This is a genomic window from Pseudomonas campi, assembly GCF_013200955.2.
Classification (GTDB): domain Bacteria; phylum Pseudomonadota; class Gammaproteobacteria; order Pseudomonadales; family Pseudomonadaceae; genus Aquipseudomonas; species Aquipseudomonas campi.
Genome location: NZ_CP053697.2, coordinates 3655389 through 3673313, shown reverse-complemented (window position 1 = coordinate 3673313; position 17925 = coordinate 3655389). Strand labels below are relative to the sequence as shown.

Annotated in this window: 12 protein-coding genes; 6 read left to right on the top strand and 6 right to left on the bottom strand. The window is 64.2% G+C overall.

The window, feature by feature from the left end; translation table 11 throughout:
* Positions 1-51 precede the first annotated feature (51 nt).
* Positions 52-1416 (top strand): DNA repair protein RadA, encoded by a 1365-nt coding sequence (gene radA, locus HNE05_RS17020; protein WP_173209531.1) that lies wholly within the window; start codon positions 52-54, stop codon positions 1414-1416.
* Positions 1417-1574: 158 nt separating this feature from the next.
* On the opposite strand, the gene HNE05_RS17015 is transcribed toward radA, so the two are convergent.
* Positions 1575-1946, bottom strand: coding sequence for a PilZ domain-containing protein (locus HNE05_RS17015; RefSeq protein ID WP_173209529.1), 372 nt, complete (start codon positions 1944-1946; stop codon positions 1575-1577).
* A 301-nt stretch (positions 1947-2247) separates the two neighbouring features.
* Here HNE05_RS17015 and HNE05_RS17010 point away from each other — a divergent pair, with 301 nt between their 5' ends.
* The 3 genes from HNE05_RS17010 to yjiA all read left to right on the top strand — a co-directional run bounded on the left by HNE05_RS17010 (position 2248) and on the right by yjiA (position 5688).
* A complete protein-coding gene (locus tag HNE05_RS17010; RefSeq protein ID WP_173209528.1) occupies positions 2248-4314 on the top strand; it encodes a carbon starvation CstA family protein in 2067 nt (688 codons plus the stop codon).
* Positions 4315-4370: 56 nt separating this feature from the next.
* Positions 4371-4574: a YbdD/YjiX family protein gene (locus tag HNE05_RS17005; RefSeq protein ID WP_173209526.1), complete on the top strand. Its 204-nt coding sequence runs from the start codon at positions 4371-4373 to the stop codon at positions 4572-4574.
* A gap of 136 nt (positions 4575-4710) precedes the next feature.
* Positions 4711-5688 carry a GTPase gene (gene yjiA, locus HNE05_RS17000; RefSeq protein WP_173209524.1) on the top strand — a complete coding sequence of 326 codons (978 nt, stop codon included), beginning with the start codon at positions 4711-4713 and terminating at the stop codon, positions 5686-5688.
* Between the two features lie 242 nt (positions 5689-5930).
* Here yjiA and glyA read toward each other — a convergent pair whose 3' ends face one another.
* Complete coding sequence (glyA, locus tag HNE05_RS16995) at positions 5931-7184, bottom strand: serine hydroxymethyltransferase (RefSeq protein WP_173209522.1); 1254 nt, start codon at positions 7182-7184, stop codon at positions 5931-5933.
* Positions 7185-7309: 125 nt separating this feature from the next.
* A complete protein-coding gene (locus tag HNE05_RS16990; protein ID WP_173211718.1) occupies positions 7310-11413 on the bottom strand; it encodes a bifunctional diguanylate cyclase/phosphodiesterase in 4104 nt (1367 codons plus the stop codon).
* 364 nt (positions 11414-11777) lie between these two features.
* Here HNE05_RS16990 and ettA point away from each other — a divergent pair, with 364 nt between their 5' ends.
* Positions 11778-13445, top strand: coding sequence for an energy-dependent translational throttle protein EttA (gene ettA / locus HNE05_RS16985; RefSeq protein WP_173209520.1), 1668 nt, complete (start codon positions 11778-11780; stop codon positions 13443-13445).
* A 144-nt stretch (positions 13446-13589) separates the two neighbouring features.
* Positions 13590-14204, top strand: a complete 615-nt coding sequence (locus HNE05_RS16980; RefSeq protein ID WP_173209518.1) for a YiiX family permuted papain-like enzyme — start codon at positions 13590-13592, stop codon at positions 14202-14204.
* A gap of 162 nt (positions 14205-14366) precedes the next feature.
* Here the strand turns inward: HNE05_RS16980 and arcC are convergent, their stop codons facing one another.
* From arcC to arcA, 3 genes are all read right to left on the bottom strand, one after another.
* Positions 14367-15293, bottom strand: a complete 927-nt coding sequence (gene arcC, locus HNE05_RS16975; RefSeq protein WP_173209516.1) for a carbamate kinase — start codon at positions 15291-15293, stop codon at positions 14367-14369.
* A gap of 174 nt (positions 15294-15467) precedes the next feature.
* Positions 15468-16478: an ornithine carbamoyltransferase gene (locus tag HNE05_RS16970; protein ID WP_173209514.1), complete on the bottom strand. Its 1011-nt coding sequence runs from the start codon at positions 16476-16478 to the stop codon at positions 15468-15470.
* A 196-nt stretch (positions 16479-16674) separates the two neighbouring features.
* The gene (gene arcA, locus HNE05_RS16965) at positions 16675-17925 is read right to left on the bottom strand and encodes an arginine deiminase (protein ID WP_173209512.1); all 1251 of its coding nucleotides are present in this window, start codon (positions 17923-17925) and stop codon (positions 16675-16677) included.

Genomic DNA, 17925 nt, shown 5'->3' with positions numbered 1-17925 from the left:
TCGGTAGGCCAGGGCGCTATTATCGCCCTCTTTTGCGAGAGGGAGACTGTCATGGCCAAGGCCAAGCGCATGTATGGCTGCACCGAGTGCGGTGCCACCTTTCCCAAGTGGGCCGGGCAGTGCGGCGAGTGCGGCGCGTGGAACACCCTGACCGAGACCATGCTCGAAGCCGGCGCGGCTACCCCCAGCGGTCGTGGCGGTTGGGCTGGGCAGCAGGCGCAGGTGAAAACCCTGGCCGAGGTCAGCGTCGAGGAAGTGCCGCGTTTCTCCACCGTTTCCGGCGAGCTGGACCGCGTGCTCGGCGGCGGCCTGGTGGATGGTTCGGTGGTGCTGATCGGCGGCGACCCCGGCATCGGCAAGTCGACCATCCTGCTGCAGACCCTGTGCAATATCGCCCAGCGCCTGCCGGCGCTGTACGTCACCGGCGAGGAATCCCAGCAGCAGGTGGCCATGCGCGCGCGCCGTCTGGAGCTGCCGCAGGACAAGCTCAAGGTGATGACCGAGACCTGCATCGAGTCGATCATCGAGGTGGCCCGTCGCGAGCAGCCCAAGGTGATGGTGATCGACTCGATCCAGACCATCTTCACCGAGCAGCTGCAGTCCGCCCCCGGCGGCGTGGCCCAGGTGCGCGAGAGCGCGGCGCTGCTGGTGCGCTACGCCAAGCAGAGCGGCACGGCGATCTTCCTGGTCGGCCATGTGACCAAGGAAGGCGCCCTGGCCGGGCCACGGGTGCTGGAGCACATGGTCGATACGGTTCTCTACTTCGAGGGCGAGTCCGATGGCCGTCTGCGCCTGCTGCGCGCGGTGAAGAACCGTTTCGGCGCGGTCAACGAGCTGGGCGTGTTCGGCATGACCGACAAGGGCCTCAAGGAAGTCACCAACCCCTCGGCGATCTTCCTCACTCGGGCCCAGGAGGAAGTGCCGGGCAGCGTGGTGATGGCCACCTGGGAAGGCACCCGGCCGATGCTGGTGGAGGTGCAGGCACTGGTCGATACCAGCCATATGGCCAACCCGCGCCGGGTCACCCTGGGCCTGGACCAGAACCGCCTGGCCATGCTGCTGGCCGTCTTGCACCGGCATGGTGGCATCCCGACTTATGACCAGGACGTGTTCCTCAACGTGGTCGGCGGGGTCAAGGTGCTGGAGACCGCATCGGACCTGGCGCTGATGGCTGCAGTGATTTCCAGCCTGCGCAACAAGCCGCTGCCGCACGACCTGCTGGTGTTCGGCGAGATCGGCCTGTCCGGTGAGATCCGTCCGGTGCCGAGCGGCCAGGAGCGTTTGAAGGAGGCGGCCAAGCACGGCTTCAAACGCGCCATCGTGCCCAAGGGCAATGCACCCAAGGAGGCGCCGCCGGGCCTGCAGGTGATAGCGGTGACGCGCCTGGAGCAGGCGCTGGATGCGTTGTTCGAGTAGCCCGGATGCAATCCGGGAAGGCTGCCCCGGATTGCATCCGGGCTACATAAGCAAAGGGCGCCGATTGGCGCCCCGCTGTGGTGATCGGTAGGAGCGAGCTCTGCTCGCGAAGCTTTTATCGGGGCTGGTTCGCGAGCAGAGCTCGCTCCTACGCGCTCTCAGTCTTCCTCGCCGAGCGCGGCCAGCTCCCGTTCCAGCAGGCTCTCGTCACCGAGGTTGAGCTCTACCAGGCGGCGCAGGTGGCTGATCGACTCCAGATCGATATGCCGGCAGACGAAGCCGAGCAGCTCGTCGCGGGTGCGGGTCAGCACCACTTCCAGATGCAGGCGGGTGTCGCTGTCGAGGGTGATGGTGGCGTTGAACGGCTGGTCCGGGTCACCGTTCCAGTCGCGCGGGCGCTTGACCAGCAGGCCCTTGAGCGACAGGTCATGCAGCTCCACCGACCAGCGGCGCTCGCCTTGGGCAAGCTCGGTGGCGGCGTCGAAGGCGATGCGCTGGAAGCGCCGACGCTCGGAGGTCGTGTCACTCATTGCAAGATTCCTCTGCGGTTTTGTCCACTATAGCCAAGCGCGCGGCAGAACGCTGCCCATAGATGCGTCAGGCGGTGGCGCCCGTGCGTGGGCGATCAGATGAGTGGCTAGGTGTGCGCTCTGCGATGGGCTGCATGCGACCGGTGCGGATGCTGCTCGCGATGCGATGTAGCAGGTGTCCGTGGGCGGTCGTGGCCGTGAACCCAAGGGCAAAAGCCCCTAGACCAAGGTCGCATAGAGCTTTGCCGAGTACGGACTAAGCTTGTGCGGCAGCTTGTCTGTCCATGAATTGGGAGTGCCTATGAACAATAATAATAGCCTGCTGCGCCACCTGCCCTGGGCAGTGCTGGCAGTGGTGGGTGCCTGTGCCTTGGGGGTCGTGGCCTTGCGCCGTGGCGAAGCCATCAACGCCTTGTGGATAGTGGTGGCCGCGGTAGCCCTCTATCTGGTCGCTTACCGTTACTACAGCCTGTTTATCGCCACCCAGGTGATGCAGCTGGACCCGCGCCGGGCCACGCCGGCGGTGCTGAATAATGACGGTCTGGACTTTGTGCCGACCAACAAGCATGTGCTATTCGGTCACCACTTCGCCGCCATCGCCGGTGCCGGCCCGCTGGTCGGCCCGGTGCTCGCCGCCCAGATGGGCTATTTGCCCGGCACGCTGTGGCTGATTGCCGGGGTGGTGCTGGCCGGTGCCGTGCAGGACTTTATGGTGCTGTTCATTTCCACCCGCCGTAACGCCCGCTCGCTGGGCGACATGGTGCGTGAGGAGATGGGGCGCATTCCGGGCACCATTGCCCTGTTCGGCTGCTTCCTGATCATGATCATCATCCTCGCGGTGCTCTCGCTGATCGTGGTCAAGGCCCTGGCGCACAGCCCGTGGGGCATGTTCACGGTGATGGCGACCATCCCGATTGCGATGTTTATGGGCATCTACATGCGCTACCTGCGCCCCGGTCGGATTGGCGAAATTTCGCTGATCGGCGTGGTCCTGCTGTTGGCGTCGATCTGGCTGGGCGGGGTGATTTCCCTCGATCCGTACTGGTCGGTGGTGTTCACCTTCACCGGCGAGCAGATCACCTGGATGCTGGTCGGCTACGGCTTCGTCGCCGCCGTGCTGCCGGTATGGCTGATCCTCGCGCCGCGCGATTACCTGTCGACCTTCCTCAAGATCGGCACCATTGTCGCCCTGGCCATCGGCATCCTGATTCTCGCCCCCGAGCTGAAAATGCCAGCGCTGACCCAGTTCACTGACGGCACCGGCCCGGTGTGGAAAGGTGCGCTGTTCCCCTTCCTGTTTATCACCATCGCCTGTGGCGCGGTGTCCGGCTTCCATGCGCTGATCAGCTCAGGCACCACGCCCAAACTGCTGGCTAACGAATCCCACGCGCGCTACATCGGTTACGGCGGCATGCTGATGGAGTCGATGGTGGCGATCATGGCCATGGTCGCGGCATCGGTGATTGAGCCGGGCGTGTACTTCGCCATGAACAGCCCGCCCGCTGTGGTCGGCACCGATGTCGTCAGCGTGGCCGCAGCGGTCAGCAGCTGGGGCTTTGCCATTACCCCGGATGCGCTGGAAGCTGTCGCCCGTGATATCGGTGAGAGCTCGATCCTCAACCGTGCCGGTGGGGCGCCGACCCTGGCCGTGGGTATCGCACAGATCCTCCATCAGGTGCTGCCAGGGCAGAACACCATGGCGTTCTGGTACCACTTCGCCATTTTGTTCGAGGCGCTGTTTATCCTCACTGCCGTGGATGCAGGGACGAGGGCCGGGCGCTTTATGCTGCAGGATTTGCTCGGCACCTTCGTGCCTTCGCTCAAGCGCACCGAGTCGTGGGGCGCCAACGTGCTGGCCACGGCCGGCTGCGTGGCGCTGTGGGGCTACCTGCTGTACCAGGGCGTGATCGATCCGCTGGGTGGCATCAATACCCTGTGGCCGCTGTTCGGCATCTCCAACCAGATGCTCGCCGGTATCGCGTTGATGCTCTGCAGCGTGGTGCTGATCAAGATGAAGCGTCAGCAGTACGTCTGGGTCACCTTGTTGCCGGCGGTGTGGCTGCTGATCTGCACCACCACGGCGAGCCTGATCAAACTGTTCGACGCCAACCCGGCCGTCGGCTTCCTCGCCCTGGCGAAGAAGTACCAAACCGCCCTGGATGCGGGCCAGATCCTCGCACCGGCCAAGGACCTCGGGCAGATGCAGAACGTGATCATGAACGCCTACACCAACGCCACGCTCAGCGTGCTGTTCCTGGTGGTGGTGTTCAGCATCCTGTTCTACGCGATCAAGGTTGGCCGCGCCGCCTGGGTGCGCAGCGAGCGTACGGACAAGGAAACCCCGTTCCAGGTTATGCCTGACGCGTGAATGCGTTGCCTGCCGGGCCTGTGTTGCAGGCCCGGCTTTGTCATAAGGAGAACCGCGTGTTCAATGATCTCAGCCGCATGGGCAAGTACCTCGGGCAGGCCGCACGCATGCTGGTCGGCATGCCTGACTACGATACTTATGTCGAACACATGGGCAACAAGCACCCTGATCTGCCGGTGATGAGCTACGAGGCGTTCTTCCGCGAGCGCCAGGAAGCCCGTTATGGTGGCGGCAAGGGGCGTCCCGTTCGTTGCTGTTGATACTCTTCGCTTGCAATACCTCACGCCACGCTCGCCGTGGCGTGTCTCTTTGTAGGGTGGATGACACTTTATTCATCCACCGCTAACCCGCACGGTGGATCGATAAGACGTGATCCACCCTACGCAGGACGACTTCATGACCCATGAGCCCATTCCCGTCACCGTGCTCAGCGGCTTTCTCGGTGCCGGCAAGACCACTCTGCTCAAGCACATGTTGCACGCCGAACACGGCCTCAAGCTGGCGGTGATCGAGAACGAATTCAGTGATACGCCGATTGACGGCCAGTTGCTCGGCAGCGCGCCGGTCGAGGTCATGACTCTGGCCAATGGCTGCGTCTGCTGCTCGATCCATGTCGAGCTGGAAAAAGCCCTGTGCTTGCTGCTAGACAAGCTGGATGCCGGCGAACTGGCCTTCGACCGCCTGGTGATCGAGTGCACCGGCCTGGCCGACCCGGCACCGGTGGCGCAAACCTTCTTCGCCGGTGACGAGCTGTGCGAGCGCTATGTGCTGGACGGCATCATCACCCTGGTGGACGCGGCCAACGCCGAGCGCCATCTGCAGGAAACCATCGCCCAGGCCCAGGTCGGTTTCGCCGACCGCATCCTGTTAAGCAAGACCGATCTGGTCGATGCCGCTCATGTCGAGGCGCTGAGTCAGCGGCTGCAGCGGATCAACCGCCGCGCGCCGATCCGCATGGTCGAGCACGGCCGCATCGACCTGGCCGAGCTGCTGGATATCCGCGGCTTCAACCTGAATGCCGATCTCAGTCCGGCTTTACGCCTGACGCCGCTGGCGCCGGCCAACTCGCTCGACCGCATCACCACCCTGGTGCTGAAGGCCGAGCAGCCGCTGGATCTCGATCGGCTCAGTGCCTTCATGGAACAACTGCTGGAGAGCCACGGCAACTCGCTGCTGCGCTACAAGGGCGTGCTCAATGTTGCCGGGGAAGAGCGGCGCATGGTGTTCCAGGGTGTGCTGCGCTTGTACGGCTTCGACTTCGACAGCGAGTGGGGCGTGGACGAGAAGCGTGAGAGCGTGTTGGTGCTGATCGGTGACAACCTGCCGGAAGATGAGATTCGCGCGGGATTTTCCCAGGTAGAGGCTGATCGATAAGTCACCCCTCTCCCGTTCACGGGAGAGGGGCCGGGGAGAGGGTGTTCTGGGTCAGCCTCTCCCTCTCCCATAAATGGGCGAGGGGACTGATCCGTGTCGCTGGCGCAGTTCGTCGTCTGGCGTAGCCCGGATGCAATCCGGGAAGCCAGCAACCTCGACCCCGGATTACCTCCGGGCTACCGCACAGAAACGAAAAAGCCCGGCAGATGCCGGGCTTTTTCATGCAGCGAGAACGCTGACGCTTAGTTGCCGTAAACCGGCAGCTTGGCGCAGACGGCCTTGACCTTCTCGCGTACGGCGTCGACTACCGACTCGTCGCCCATGTTCTGCAGGATGTCGCAGATCCAGCCGGCCAGTTCCTGGCACTCGGTTTCCTTGAAGCCGCGGGTGGTGACGGCCGGGGTGCCGATGCGCAGACCGGAGGTGACGAACGGCGAACGCGGGTCGTTCGGCACGCTGTTCTTGTTCACGGTGATAAAGGCGCGACCCAGAGCAGCGTCGGCGTCTTTACCGGTGATGTCCTGCTTGATCAGCGACAGCAGGAACAGGTGGTTCTGCGTACCGCCGGAGACTACGTCGAAACCGCGGGCGATGAATACGCTGGCCATGGCCTGGGCGTTCTTCACCACCTGCTGCTGGTAGGTCTTGAACTCAGGCTGCAGGGCTTCCTTGAAGCACACGGCCTTGGCCGCGATGACGTGCTCCAGCGGGCCACCCTGGGCGCCCGGGAAGACGGCGGAGTTGAGCTTCTTCTCGATCTCCTCGTTCTTGCGCGCGAGGATCAGGCCGCCGCGCGGGCCGCGCAGGGTCTTGTGGGTGGTGGTGGTGACCACGTCGGCGAACGGCACCGGGTTCGGGTACACGCCGGCGGCGACCAGACCGGCCACGTGGGCCATGTCGACGAACAGGTAGGCACCCACTTTGTCGGCGATGGCGCGGAAGCGCGGGAAGTCGAGGATCTGCGAGTAGGCGGAGAAGCCGGCGATGATCATCTTCGGCTTGTGCTCGACGGCCAGGCGCTCGACTTCGTCGTAGTCGATCAGGCCGGCATCGGTGATGCCGTACTGCACGGCGTTGTACAGCTTGCCGGAGGACGAAACGCTGGCGCCGTGGGTCAGGTGACCACCGTGGGCCAGGCTCATGCCGAGGATGGTGTCACCGGCTTGCAGCAGGGCGAGGAACACCGCGCTGTTGGCTTGGCTGCCTGCGTGCGGCTGGACGTTGGCATAGTCGGCACCGAACAGCTCTTTGGCGCGGTCGATGGCCAGCTGCTCGACGATGTCGACGTACTCGCAACCGCCGTAGTAGCGCTTGCCTGGGTAGCCTTCGGCGTACTTGTTGGTCAGTACCGAACCCTGGGCTTCCATCACCGCCGGGCTGGTGTAGTTCTCCGAGGCGATCAGCTCGATGTGATGTTCCTGGCGCTGGGCTTCTTGCTCCATGGCGGCAAACAGGTCGGCGTCGAAACGGGCGAGGGTCAAATCACGGCTGAACATGGCAGTCCTCTACGGAGCGGTGCGGGAAAAAGGCGCGCATTCTAACCCATACGCCGGGTACTGGCATATGAAAGGCAGTCATGTGGCGGACAAGTGGTGCTCACGCGAGGTGGCGCGCGGGTTTTCTAGCTGAGCATGAACAGCGCCGCGCCGCTGAACTGGGCCTCGAACTGCGCGGCGGGCATCGGTTTGCCTAACAGGTAGCCCTGCACCTCGTCGCAGCCATGCTCGCGCAGGAAGTCGAGCTGGGGCTGGGTTTCCACGCCTTCGGCGATCACCGCCAGGCCCAGGCTGTGGGCCATGGCGATGATGGCGCGGGCGATCTGCCCGTCCTGCTCGCCCTCGGGCAGGCCGTCGACGAAGCTGCGGTCGATCTTCAGTACGTCGATGGGGAACTGCTTGAGGTAGTTCAGCGAGGAGTAGCCGGTACCGAAGTCGTCCACCGCGATGCACAGGCCGAGTTTCTTCAGGCTGGCGAGAATCTGCAGGGTTTCGTCGACGTCGCGCATCAGGATGCTCTCGGTCAGTTCCAGCTCCAGGCAGGCCGAGGGCACGCCACTGGCTTCGAGCATGTGCGAGATGCGCATGGCCAGCTGGCCATCGGCGAACTGGCGGGCGGACAGGTTGACCGAGATTTTCGGCACGCGCACCTTGCTGGCGTGCCAGCTCTTGAGCTGGCGGCAGGCCTCCTCGATCACCCAGTCGCCGACCTGTACCACCAGGCCGAGCTCTTCCAGCACCGGAATGAATTCGCCGGGCGCGACCAGCCCACGTACCGGGTGCTGCCAGCGCAGCAGCGCTTCGACTCCGGTCAGGCGCTTGCCATCGCCGCTGAACTGCGGCTGGTAGTAGAGCAGGAACTGATTCAGATCGAGGGCATGGCGCAGGTCGCTTTCCAGCTCCAGGCGCTGCAGCGCGGTGGCGTTCATGTCCGCCTGGTAGAACTGGAAGTTGTTCTTGCCGCGTTCCTTGGCGTGGTACATGGCGGTGTCGGAGTTCTTCATCAACTGGCTCAGCTCGTTGCCGTCCTGCGGCGCCAAGGCGATGCCGATACTGGCGGTGACGAAGAACTCGCGGCCCTGCAGGACGAACGGCTGGGCCAGACTGGCGAGAATCTGCTCGGCCACATGGATGGCACGGTTCAGCGCGCTCTCACGGGTTTCGCGGGGTTGCAGGAGCAGGGTGAATTCGTCGCCGCCCATGCGCGCCACGGTGTCGTCTTCGTCGACGCAGGCGGCTAGGCGTACGGCCACATCCTTGAGCATGCGGTCGCCGGCGGCGTGGCCCAGGGAGTCGTTGATCGGTTTGAAACGGTCGAGGTCGAGGAACATCAGCACCACCCACTCCGCATGCCGTTCGGCATGTTGCAGGGCAGTGTGTAGGCGGTCCTGGAACAGGGTGCGGTTGGGTAGCAGGGTCAGGGCGTCGTAGTAGGCCAGGCGGTGGATGCGCTGTTCGCTGGCCTTGCGCTCGCTGATGTCGTTGAAGAAACACACGTAGCTGACCAGGTCGCCTTCGTCATCCTGCACCGCGGTGATGCCGACCCAGGCCGGATACTGCTCGCCGTTCTTGCGTTTGAGCCACAGCTCGCCCTCCCAGCTGCCGTGCTGGTTGAGCTGGTTGAGGATATAGGTGAGCTGCTCGGCCTGCTGGCGGTCGGCGGTGAGCATGCTGGGCAACTGGTCGAGCACTTCCTCGGTGGCGAAGCCGCTGATGCGCTGGAAGGTCTCGTTGGTGCGCACGATATAGCCGGCCGGGTCGGTGACCATGATCGCCGCGGTGGAGTGTTCGAATACCGTGGCGGCCATGCGCAGGTCGCGCTCGGCACGGCGCTGCTGGCTGATGTCGCGGCCGATGCCGAGCACGCCTTCGAAGCGGTTCTGCTCGTCCCACATCAGCATCACGCGCATTTCCACGCTGATCTTGCGCCCGTCGGCGCGCAGGCAGTCGAAGACGAACGGCTTGCTGCTCAACTGAGTCTGCAGCTGGTTCAGCTGCGCCGTATCGCCCAGCTCCTGCTTGACCTGTTCCAGCAGACCCTGCAGTTCGGTCAGCTGGCGCGGGTTGGTGACGGTGCTGAGCAGGCCGTTCTGCAGGATCCACTCCGGGCTGTAGCCGAAGAAGTTCTGCGCCGAAGGGCTGACATAGTTCAGCTGCAGCTTGCTGTCGGAGGAAATGATCACGTCACTGATGCTTTCCGCCAGCAGGCGGTAGCGCCGCTCGCTGTCGCGCAGGCTGAGCTGGGCGTTGATCTCGTGGGTGATGTCCTTGGCCACGCCGATCAGGCGGCTGACCCGCCCGTGGGCGTCGCGGCTGAGGGCGTGTTCGCGGATGTCGAACCAGTGCCAGCTGCCGTCGCGGTGCCGCCAGCGCAGTTGGCAGTTGAGCAGCAGGCCGTTGCCCACCACTTTCTGCAGGTTGCGCACGCGCTGGTACAGCTCGACATCGTCGGGGTGGAGGATCTTTTCCCACAGCTTGTCGCCCAGCTGCAGCATTTCTTCCCGGCTGTAGCCCAGATCCGGGCCCAGGCGGTTGTTGCTGAACAGCACGCGCTGGTTGCTCATGTCGTGCACATAGAGCGTATCGGGCACGGCGCGCAGCACCTCGGACCAGAAGCGCTCGCGCTCGACCAGCGACAGTTCGACGCGCTTGCGGCTGGTGATGTCGTGGATGCTCAGGGTGACGGCCTTGAACTCGTTGGCCCGGCGCGGTAGCTGCAGGGTCAGCCACAGGTAGCGCTCATGGCCATGCGGCGTGCGCATGCGGCCCTCGACCATCATGTCCTGCTCGCCATCGATCAGCGCGGTAATCAGAGCATGGCGAGAGCTGCCCGGGCGTAACGGGCGATTGCCGATCAGGTGGTCCCAGGCCTGTTTCGGCGAATCGACGCCGAGCAGTTGCATGGCCACCCGATTCAACTCGGTGATGCGTAGCTGCTTCAGCAGCAGTTGATTGTTTTCCGGGGCTTGTTGCAGCCAGCCAGCCAATTGGCTGCTGTGGCGCAGGCCCTGCTGGTCGAGGAAGTCTTTCATGCCGCTGAGATCGAACACGCAGAGGGCGATGCCGCTGCCCTCGAAGATGCCCTGGTAGCGCCGTCGGGTGTCCTGCAGTACCTCCACGGCTTTCTGCTGCTCGGTCACGTCGCGCAGCACCCAGACCGTACGGTCCTGGCGGCTCTCGGCGGCCAGCTTGTGATGGGTCACGGCATACAGACGGGGGTGTCCGTCCTGGAGGATTTCGATCGGTTGTGCCGGCGGCGTATCGCCTTCCAGCCAGGGGCCGAGGGCCGGCAGCAGATTGAGCAGGTGGCGACTACTGGCTTCGGCGCTGCTCAAGCCGAACATCTGCTCGGCGCGCGGGTTGAGGTAGCTGATCTGGCCATCGGCCTGGGTCACCAGGACGCGCTCTTCGATGGCGCCCAGGGCAGCGATGGCGTCGTTGAGCGAGCGGCGTGACAGCGCATGGGATTCACGCAGGCTGCGCTGCTCGCGCAGCAGACCGAACAGGGCGAGCAGGGCCAGGGTGGAACAGAGGATGAACAGCAGCAGCTTGCCGGCCTGCACGGGCAGCAGTTCGGCGCGCACCTGCTCGGCATCGAACAGGGCGTGCACCTGCCAGTCGCTACCCGCCAATGGCAGCTGGAGAATGCTCAGGCGCTGTTCCGCTTCGCTCAGTTGTGGGGAGGGCGGCACTTGCGGGTCGGGCGGCAGGCGCAACATGACCAGGCCGCTGCGTTGGTCCTGCAGCAGCCAGGGTTGCAGGTCGCGGGTCTGCGGCAGCCAGTTGTGCAGGGCGGCCGGACGCAGGCGCAGCAGCCAGCCGCCAGCGGCCGTGGGTTTGGCCAGTGTCAGATAGAGCAGGCCCTGCTCGCGCGGGCCGTAGGCGAAATGGTAGGGGCGCGGGTGTGCCTGGCTCAGCTGGCTGAGCAGCGCGCTGTCGGCCGCGGGTGCGCTGTCGGCCAGCACCTGGCCATTGGCGTCGAACCAGGCCAGGCTGTGCAGGGCCGGGTAGATGCCGCGCAGGCTGTCGAGCAGCGCGCTCAGGTCGTTGCCGGTCACCGGGGTTGGCGCGTTATGCAGCAGGAAGGTCTGGCCGGCTTCGGCCTTGAGCCTCATCGCCAGGGCCAGATGCTCGCTCAGCTGGGTGCTGTAGGCCAGGTTGCGGTCGCGCTGGTTAGCTTCCAGTTGCTGGAATTCCTGCTGCAATTGCCACAGCAGCAGGCCCAACATTAATGCCACCAGCAGCCCCAGAGCCCCTTTCAGCGAGCCACGTGAGGGGCTGGCGAATGGGTCGCGCAGGGAACGGTGGGAGCGGTGGCGGGGGAGTTTAGGCACGCAACGGAATCCTGCTAATACAACTGCCTGTCTTATGGACTGTAAGCCAGGCAAGCACAGCCGGCTAGCATGCCTTGAAGTGCGGCAAAGTGCCATCACTGCCCGTCGCGGTGGTTTGCCCGCCCCGGCGCATTTCGGTAGTTTTGCCGCACGCGCGCGGGCCTAGCGGCTATCATGCACATTCGCTGGAAAGTTTTGCTGCGGTCGATCGGCCGGCGGCGCTGTTTCTCCTCTTCTTAATACAGAACCAAGGTCATCCATGGCTCAATACGTCTACACCATGCATCGGCTCGGCAAGGTCGTGCCGCCGAAGCGGGAAATCCTCAAAAACATCTCCCTGTCGTTCTTCCCGGGCGCCAAGATCGGCGTACTCGGCCTCAACGGCGCTGGTAAGTCGACCCTGCTGCGCATCATGGCCGGCGTCGATACCGAGTTCGACGGCGAAGCTCGCGCCATGCCCGGCATCAATGTCGGCTACCTGCCGCAGGAGCCGCAGCTCGACCCGAGCAAGAGTGTGCGCGAGATTGTCGAAGAGGCCGTAGGCCAGATCAAGCAGGCCCAGGCCCGCCTGGACGAGGTGTACGCCGCCTATGCCGAGCCGGATGCCGACTTCGACGCCCTGGCCGCCGAGCAGGCCAAGCTGGAAGCCATCCTGCAGGCCAGCGATGGCCACAACCTGGAGCGCCAGCTGGAAGTCGCCGCCGATGCCCTGCGCCTGCCGGCCTGGGACGCGCGCATCGAACACCTCTCCGGTGGGGAGAAGCGCCGCGTGGCGCTGTGCCGCCTGCTGCTGTCGGCCCCCGACATGCTGCTGCTGGACGAACCGACCAACCACCTGGACGCCGACTCGGTGGCCTGGCTGGAGCACTTCCTCCACGACTTCCCGGGCACCGTGGTGGCGATCACCCACGATCGCTACTTCCTCGACAACGTCGCCGGCTGGATTCTCGAACTCGACCGCGGCGCGGGCATCCCGTACGAAGGCAACTATTCCGGCTGGCTGGAGGCGAAATCCAACCGCCTGGCCCAGGAATCCAAGCAGCAGTCGGCCCATGAAAAGGCCATGAAGGAAGAACTGGAGTGGGTGCGCAAAGGCGCCAAGGCTCGCCAGTCCAAGTCCAAGGCGCGTCTGCAGCGTTTCGAGGAAATGCAGTCGCAGGAATTCCAGAAGCGCAGCGAGACCAACGAGATCTACATCCCGGCTGGTCAGCGCCTGGGCGACAAGGTCATCGACTTCGTCAACGTCAGCAAGGGCTACGGCGACCGCGCGCTGATCGACAACCTGTCGTTCAGCATGCCCAAGGGCGCCATCGTCGGCGTGATCGGCGGTAACGGCGCCGGTAAGTCGACCCTGTTCCGCATGCTGATGGGCAAGGAGCAGCCGGACTCGGGCAGCATCGAGATTGGCGACACCGTGCAGCTTGCTTGTGTGGATCAGAGCCGCGAAGACCTCGACGGCAGCAAGACCGTGTGGGAAGCCGTGTCCGGCGGTTCCGACATGATCAAGATTGGCAACTACGAGGTGCCGTCGCGCGGTTACGTCGGTCGCTTCAACTTCAAGGGTGGCGACCAGCAGAAGTTCGTCAAGGACCTCTCCGGTGGTGAGCGCGGCCGTCTGCACCTGGCGCTGACCCTGAAAGAGGGCGCCAACGTGTTGCTGCTGGACGAACCGTCCAACGACCTCGACGTGGAAACCCTGCGTTCGCTGGAAGAAGCGCTGCTCGATTTCCCTGGCGCCGCCATTGTGATCTCTCACGATCGCTGGTTCCTCGATCGCGTGGCCACGCACATCCTGGCGTACGAAGACGACTCGCACATCGAGTTCTTCGAAGGCAACTACACCGAGTACGAAGCCGATCGCAAGAAACGCCTGGGCGATGCCGCCGCGCAGCCGCACCGCGTGCGTTACAAGAAGCTGGCGCAGTAACTCGCGCTGCAATGAAAAAAACGGAGCCGCAAGGCTCCGTTTTCATTTGTTCTGCGGCAAAGCGCCAGGCCGTTGGCAGCAGCGCCCCCGCGTCATGGCGATAATCCACCCGCTTGGGTCATTGGTGTCTGCAAGGAGAAGGACATGCTCAGAAGGCAAGGAATACGCGCTGCCCTGCTGGCGACAATCTGCTGGGTCGGCCAGGTAGCGGCGCTGGAGGTGCGCGAAGGCGACATCATCTTCCACCCGTCGCGTTCGACGCAGAGCCTGGCGATTCAGCTGGCGACCCAATCGCGCTACAGCCACATGGGCCTGGTGCTCTTGCGTGATGGCCAGCCGCAGGTTTACGAGGCCAGTGCGCGGGTCAAGTACACGCCGCTGGCCGAGTGGATCGCCCGCGGCGAAGGGGGGCACTATGTGCTCAAGCGGCTGCGCGAGGCCGATCGCCTGCTCGATGAGCCAGCCCTGCGCCGACTGCGGGCCGAGGCGGCGCCGTTTGCCGGGCGCCGCTACGACCTGACGTTCGAATGGTCGGACCAGCGCCTGTACTGCTCCGAGCTGGTGTGGAAAATCTACCAGCGCGCCCTGGGGCTGGAAATCGGCGCTCTGCAGCAGATCCGCGACTTCGATCTGAGTTCGGCTGCGGTGCGCAGCAAGATGCGCGAACGCTATGGCGAGCAGGTGCCACTGGATGAACAGGTGATCTCGCCGGCGGCGATGTTTGATTCACCTCTGCTGGTGCAGGTCCACGCGCAGTAAGCGAGGTGTGCAGAGGCAATGCGGGTAGGGGCGCCGTGCGCACCGGGGCGAATAGGTTCTGCCGGCGGGCGCATGGCGCACCCTACGGCGACAGCTATAACAACCAGAACAATCAGAAAAACCACGGCCCCGGCACGGGAGTGACGGCGCCGTGGCCGCGCCTCAGCGGTAGGTCACACCGGGTTGTGCGGTGCTGATGCGGGTGCCGGCCTTGCCCTGAACGATGGCCTCGATGTCCGGCAGCGAGCCGATCACCGCCACCTTGCCGGTGTCGCGGGCGAACTCGCAGGCAGCCTGGACTTTCGGCCCCATGGAGCCAGCGGCAAAACCGAGGCGTTCCAGTTCGTCCGGGTGCGCCTGGGCGATGGCCTTCTGCGTCGGCTTGCCCCAGTCGATATAGGCAGCGTCGACATCGGTGGCGATCACCAGCAGGTCGGCTTGCAGTTCGGTGGCCAGGAAGGCCGAGCAGAGATCCTTGTCGATCACCGCTTCCACCCCGACCAGCTTGCCATCCTTGTACATGGTCGGGATGCCGCCACCACCCGCGGCAATCACGATGGTGCCCTTTTCCAGCAGCCACTTGAGTGGACGAATCTCGAAAATGCGCTTGGGTCGTGGGCTGGCGACGACGCGGCGGAACTTGTCGCCATCCGGGGCGATGACCCAGCCCTTTTCGGCGGCCAGTTGCTCGGCTTCTGCCTTGGGGTAGACCGGGCCGATGGGCTTGGTCATGTGCTGGAAGGCCGGGTCGTTGGGATCGACCTCGACCTGGGTGAGCAGGGTGGCGAAGGGCACTTCGACGGGCAGCAGGTTGCCCAGCTCCTGTTCGATCATGTAGCCGATCATGCCTTCGGTTTCGGCCCCGAGCACGTCCAGCGGGTAGGGGTTCTTGGCATCGTAGGCGTTGCCTTGCAGGGCCAGCAGGCCGACTTGCGGACCGTTGCCGTGGGCTACCACCAACTCGTTGCCGGTGGCGATCTTGGCGATCTGCTCGCAGGCGATGCGCACGTTCTCGCGTTGGTTCTCGGCGGTCATGGCTTCGCCGCGCCGCAGTAGGGCGTTGCCGCCCAGGGCGATGACTAGTCGCATGTTGTTCTCCTTGTTCGTAGCCCGGGTTGATGCACGATCGGCCCCCTCTCCCATTCATGGAAGAGGGCTGGGGAGAGGGGGATCAGGCGACTCGGAATTGTCGGATAGACCCTCTCCCCCAGCCCCTCTCCCGCAAGCGGGAGAGGGGAGACAAGCGCGCAGCTTTTTTGGGGGTCAGATGTCGGCCAGGGTCGAGACCAGAATCGCCTTGATGGTGTGCATGCGGTTTTCCGCCTGCTCGAAGGCGATGCACCACGGTGACTCGAACACATCCTCGGTCACTTCGATGCCGTTCTTCAGGTGCGGGTACTTCTCGGCGATCTGCTTGCCGACCTTGGTGTCGCTGTTGTGGAAGGCGGGCAGGCAGTGCATGAACTTGACCCGCGGGTTGCCGGCAGCCTGCATCAGCGCACTGTTGACCTGGTAGGGCAGCAGTTGCTCGATACGCTCGGCCCAGGCTTCAACCGGCTCGCCCATGGACACCCAGACATCGGTATGGACGAAGTCGACGCCCTTGACCGCAGCCTTGGGGTCTTCGGTGAGGGTGATGCGGGCGCCGCTTTCCTCGGCGAATTTCTTGCAGGCGGCGACATGTTCGTCGGTCGGCCATAGCGCCTTGGGTGCGGCGATACGCACATCCATGCCGAGCTTGGCGCCGATCAGCAGCAGCGAGTTGCCCATGTTGTTGCGCGCGTCGCCCAGGTAGGCGTAGCTGATCTCGTGCAGCGGCTTGTCGCTGAACTCACGCATGGTCAGTACATCGGCGAGCATCTGGGTCGGGTGGTATTCGTCGGTCAGGCCATTGAACACCGGCACGCCGGCATAGCTGGCCAGTTCCTCAACGATTTCCTGCTTGAAGCCGCGGTATTCGATGGCGTCGTACATGCGGCCGAGCACGCGGGCGGTGTCTTTCATCGACTCCTTGTGGCCGATCTGCGAGGAGCCCGGGTCGATGTAGGTGACGTTGGCGCCCTGGTCATAGGCGGCCACCTCGAAGGCGCAGCGGGTGCGGGTCGAGGTCTTCTCGAAGATCAGTGCGATGTTCTTGCGCAGCAGGTGCGGTTGCTCGGTGCCAGTGTATTTGGCGCGCTTGAGGTCGCGGGACAGATCAAGCAGATAACGCAGCTCGCGAGTGCTGTGGTGCATCAGGCTGAGCAGATTGCGGTTGTGCATGTTGAACGCCATGACGGTTTCCCTCTTCGTTGCATGGGGCCTGTGCAGACAGGCGGGTAGTCGGGTGGGGAATCGAGTCAGGATCGTCGCGAGCGATGCTCAGGCAAGGCGAAAACAGGCGAGGGCGCGGAGTTTACGAGCTGTAAATGAGCAGCCCGAGCCTGTTTTCAACACAGCCTGAGTGAGCGCAGCTGATCCTGGCCGATTCTTAGTAGTCGATCGGGTCGCGAATGATCGGGCAGGTCATGCAGTGGCCACCGCCACGGCCGCGGCCGAGTTCGCTGGCGCTGATGGTGACGACCTCGACACCGGCCTTGCGCAGCAGGGTGTTGGTGTAGGTGTTGCGGTCATAGCCGACCACCACGCCTGGCTCCAGGCAGACCACGTTGTTGCCGTCGTCCCACTGCTCGCGCTCGGCCTCGAAGCTGTCGCCGCCGGTCTCCACCACGCGCAATTTCTTCAGGTTGAGGGATTCGGCGACCACGTCGATGAAGGATTTCTCCTCGCGGCGCACGTCGATACCGCCGGGCTTGCTCTCGTCCGGACGGAGCACGAAGGGCACGATGTTGTAGGCCACTTCCGGGAAGACAGTCACCAGGTCGCGGTCGCAGAAGCTGAACACGGTGTCCAGGTGCATGGCCGCCCGCGACTTGCCGAGGCCCGCGACTACCACCCTGTCGGCGGCGCCTTTGTCGAACAGGGCCTTGGCCACCTGGCCGATGGCCTGGTGCGAGCTGCGCTCACCCATGCCGATCAGCACGGTGCCGTTGCCGATAGGCATCACGTCGCCACCTTCGAGGGTGGCGGCGCCGTGGTCCTTGTCCGGGTCGCCGTACCAGACCTCATATTCTTCGTTGATGAAGTCCGGGTGGAATTTGTAGATGGCACTGGCCAGCAGGGTTTCCTGGCGGCGGGCTGGCCAGTACATGGGGTTGAGGGTCACACCGCCATAGATCCAGCAGGTGGTGTCACGGGTGAACTGGGTATTGGGCAGCGGCGGGAAGAGGAAGCTCGACTCGCCCTGGTAAGCGGCGAACATCTTCGCCGCCTCGGAGTCCTTGTACTTCACCAGGTCAGAGCCGGCCACGCCACCAATGAGGAATTCGGCGATGCGCCGCGACTCCAGACTCTCGATGAAGTCGCGGACCTCGCTCTGCAGGCCGAGGCCGACGCTGTTGGCGGTAATCTTGCGGTCGAGAACCCACTTCAGGGCTTCGGGGTTCTTGATCGTCTCTTCGAGCAGGTTGTGCATCTCCACTACGTCGATGCCACGCTCGCGCATCTTGGTCATGAAGTCGAAGTGGTCGCGCTTGGCCTGGGAAACCCAGATCACGTCGTCGAACAGCAGCTCATCGCAGTTGTTCGGGGTCAGGCGCAGGTGCGCCAGGCCCGGCGAGCAGACCATCACCTTGTGCAGTTTGCCGGCTTCGGAATGGACGCCTAGTTTCTTCTTGCTCAT

Coding starts and splice junctions, on each gene's coding strand:
- HNE05_RS17010 (WP_173209528.1), top strand. CDS start 2,248: ATGAACAATAATAATAGCCTGCTGCGCCACCTGCCCTGGGCAGTGCTG.
- arcA (WP_173209512.1), bottom strand. CDS start 17,925: ATGAGCAAGAAGAAACTAGGCGTCCATTCCGAAGCCGGCAAACTGCAC.
- glyA (WP_173209522.1), bottom strand. CDS start 7,184: ATGTTCAGCCGTGATTTGACCCTCGCCCGTTTCGACGCCGACCTGTTT.
- radA (WP_173209531.1), top strand. CDS start 52: ATGGCCAAGGCCAAGCGCATGTATGGCTGCACCGAGTGCGGTGCCACC.
- ettA (WP_173209520.1), top strand. CDS start 11,778: ATGGCTCAATACGTCTACACCATGCATCGGCTCGGCAAGGTCGTGCCG.
- HNE05_RS16970 (WP_173209514.1), bottom strand. CDS start 16,478: ATGGCGTTCAACATGCACAACCGCAATCTGCTCAGCCTGATGCACCAC.
- yjiA (WP_173209524.1), top strand. CDS start 4,711: ATGACCCATGAGCCCATTCCCGTCACCGTGCTCAGCGGCTTTCTCGGT.
- arcC (WP_173209516.1), bottom strand. CDS start 15,293: ATGCGACTAGTCATCGCCCTGGGCGGCAACGCCCTACTGCGGCGCGGC.
- HNE05_RS16980 (WP_173209518.1), top strand. CDS start 13,590: ATGCTCAGAAGGCAAGGAATACGCGCTGCCCTGCTGGCGACAATCTGC.
- HNE05_RS16990 (WP_173211718.1), bottom strand. CDS start 11,413: ATGTTGGGCCTGCTGCTGTGGCAATTGCAGCAGGAATTCCAGCAACTG.
- HNE05_RS17015 (WP_173209529.1), bottom strand. CDS start 1,946: ATGAGTGACACGACCTCCGAGCGTCGGCGCTTCCAGCGCATCGCCTTC.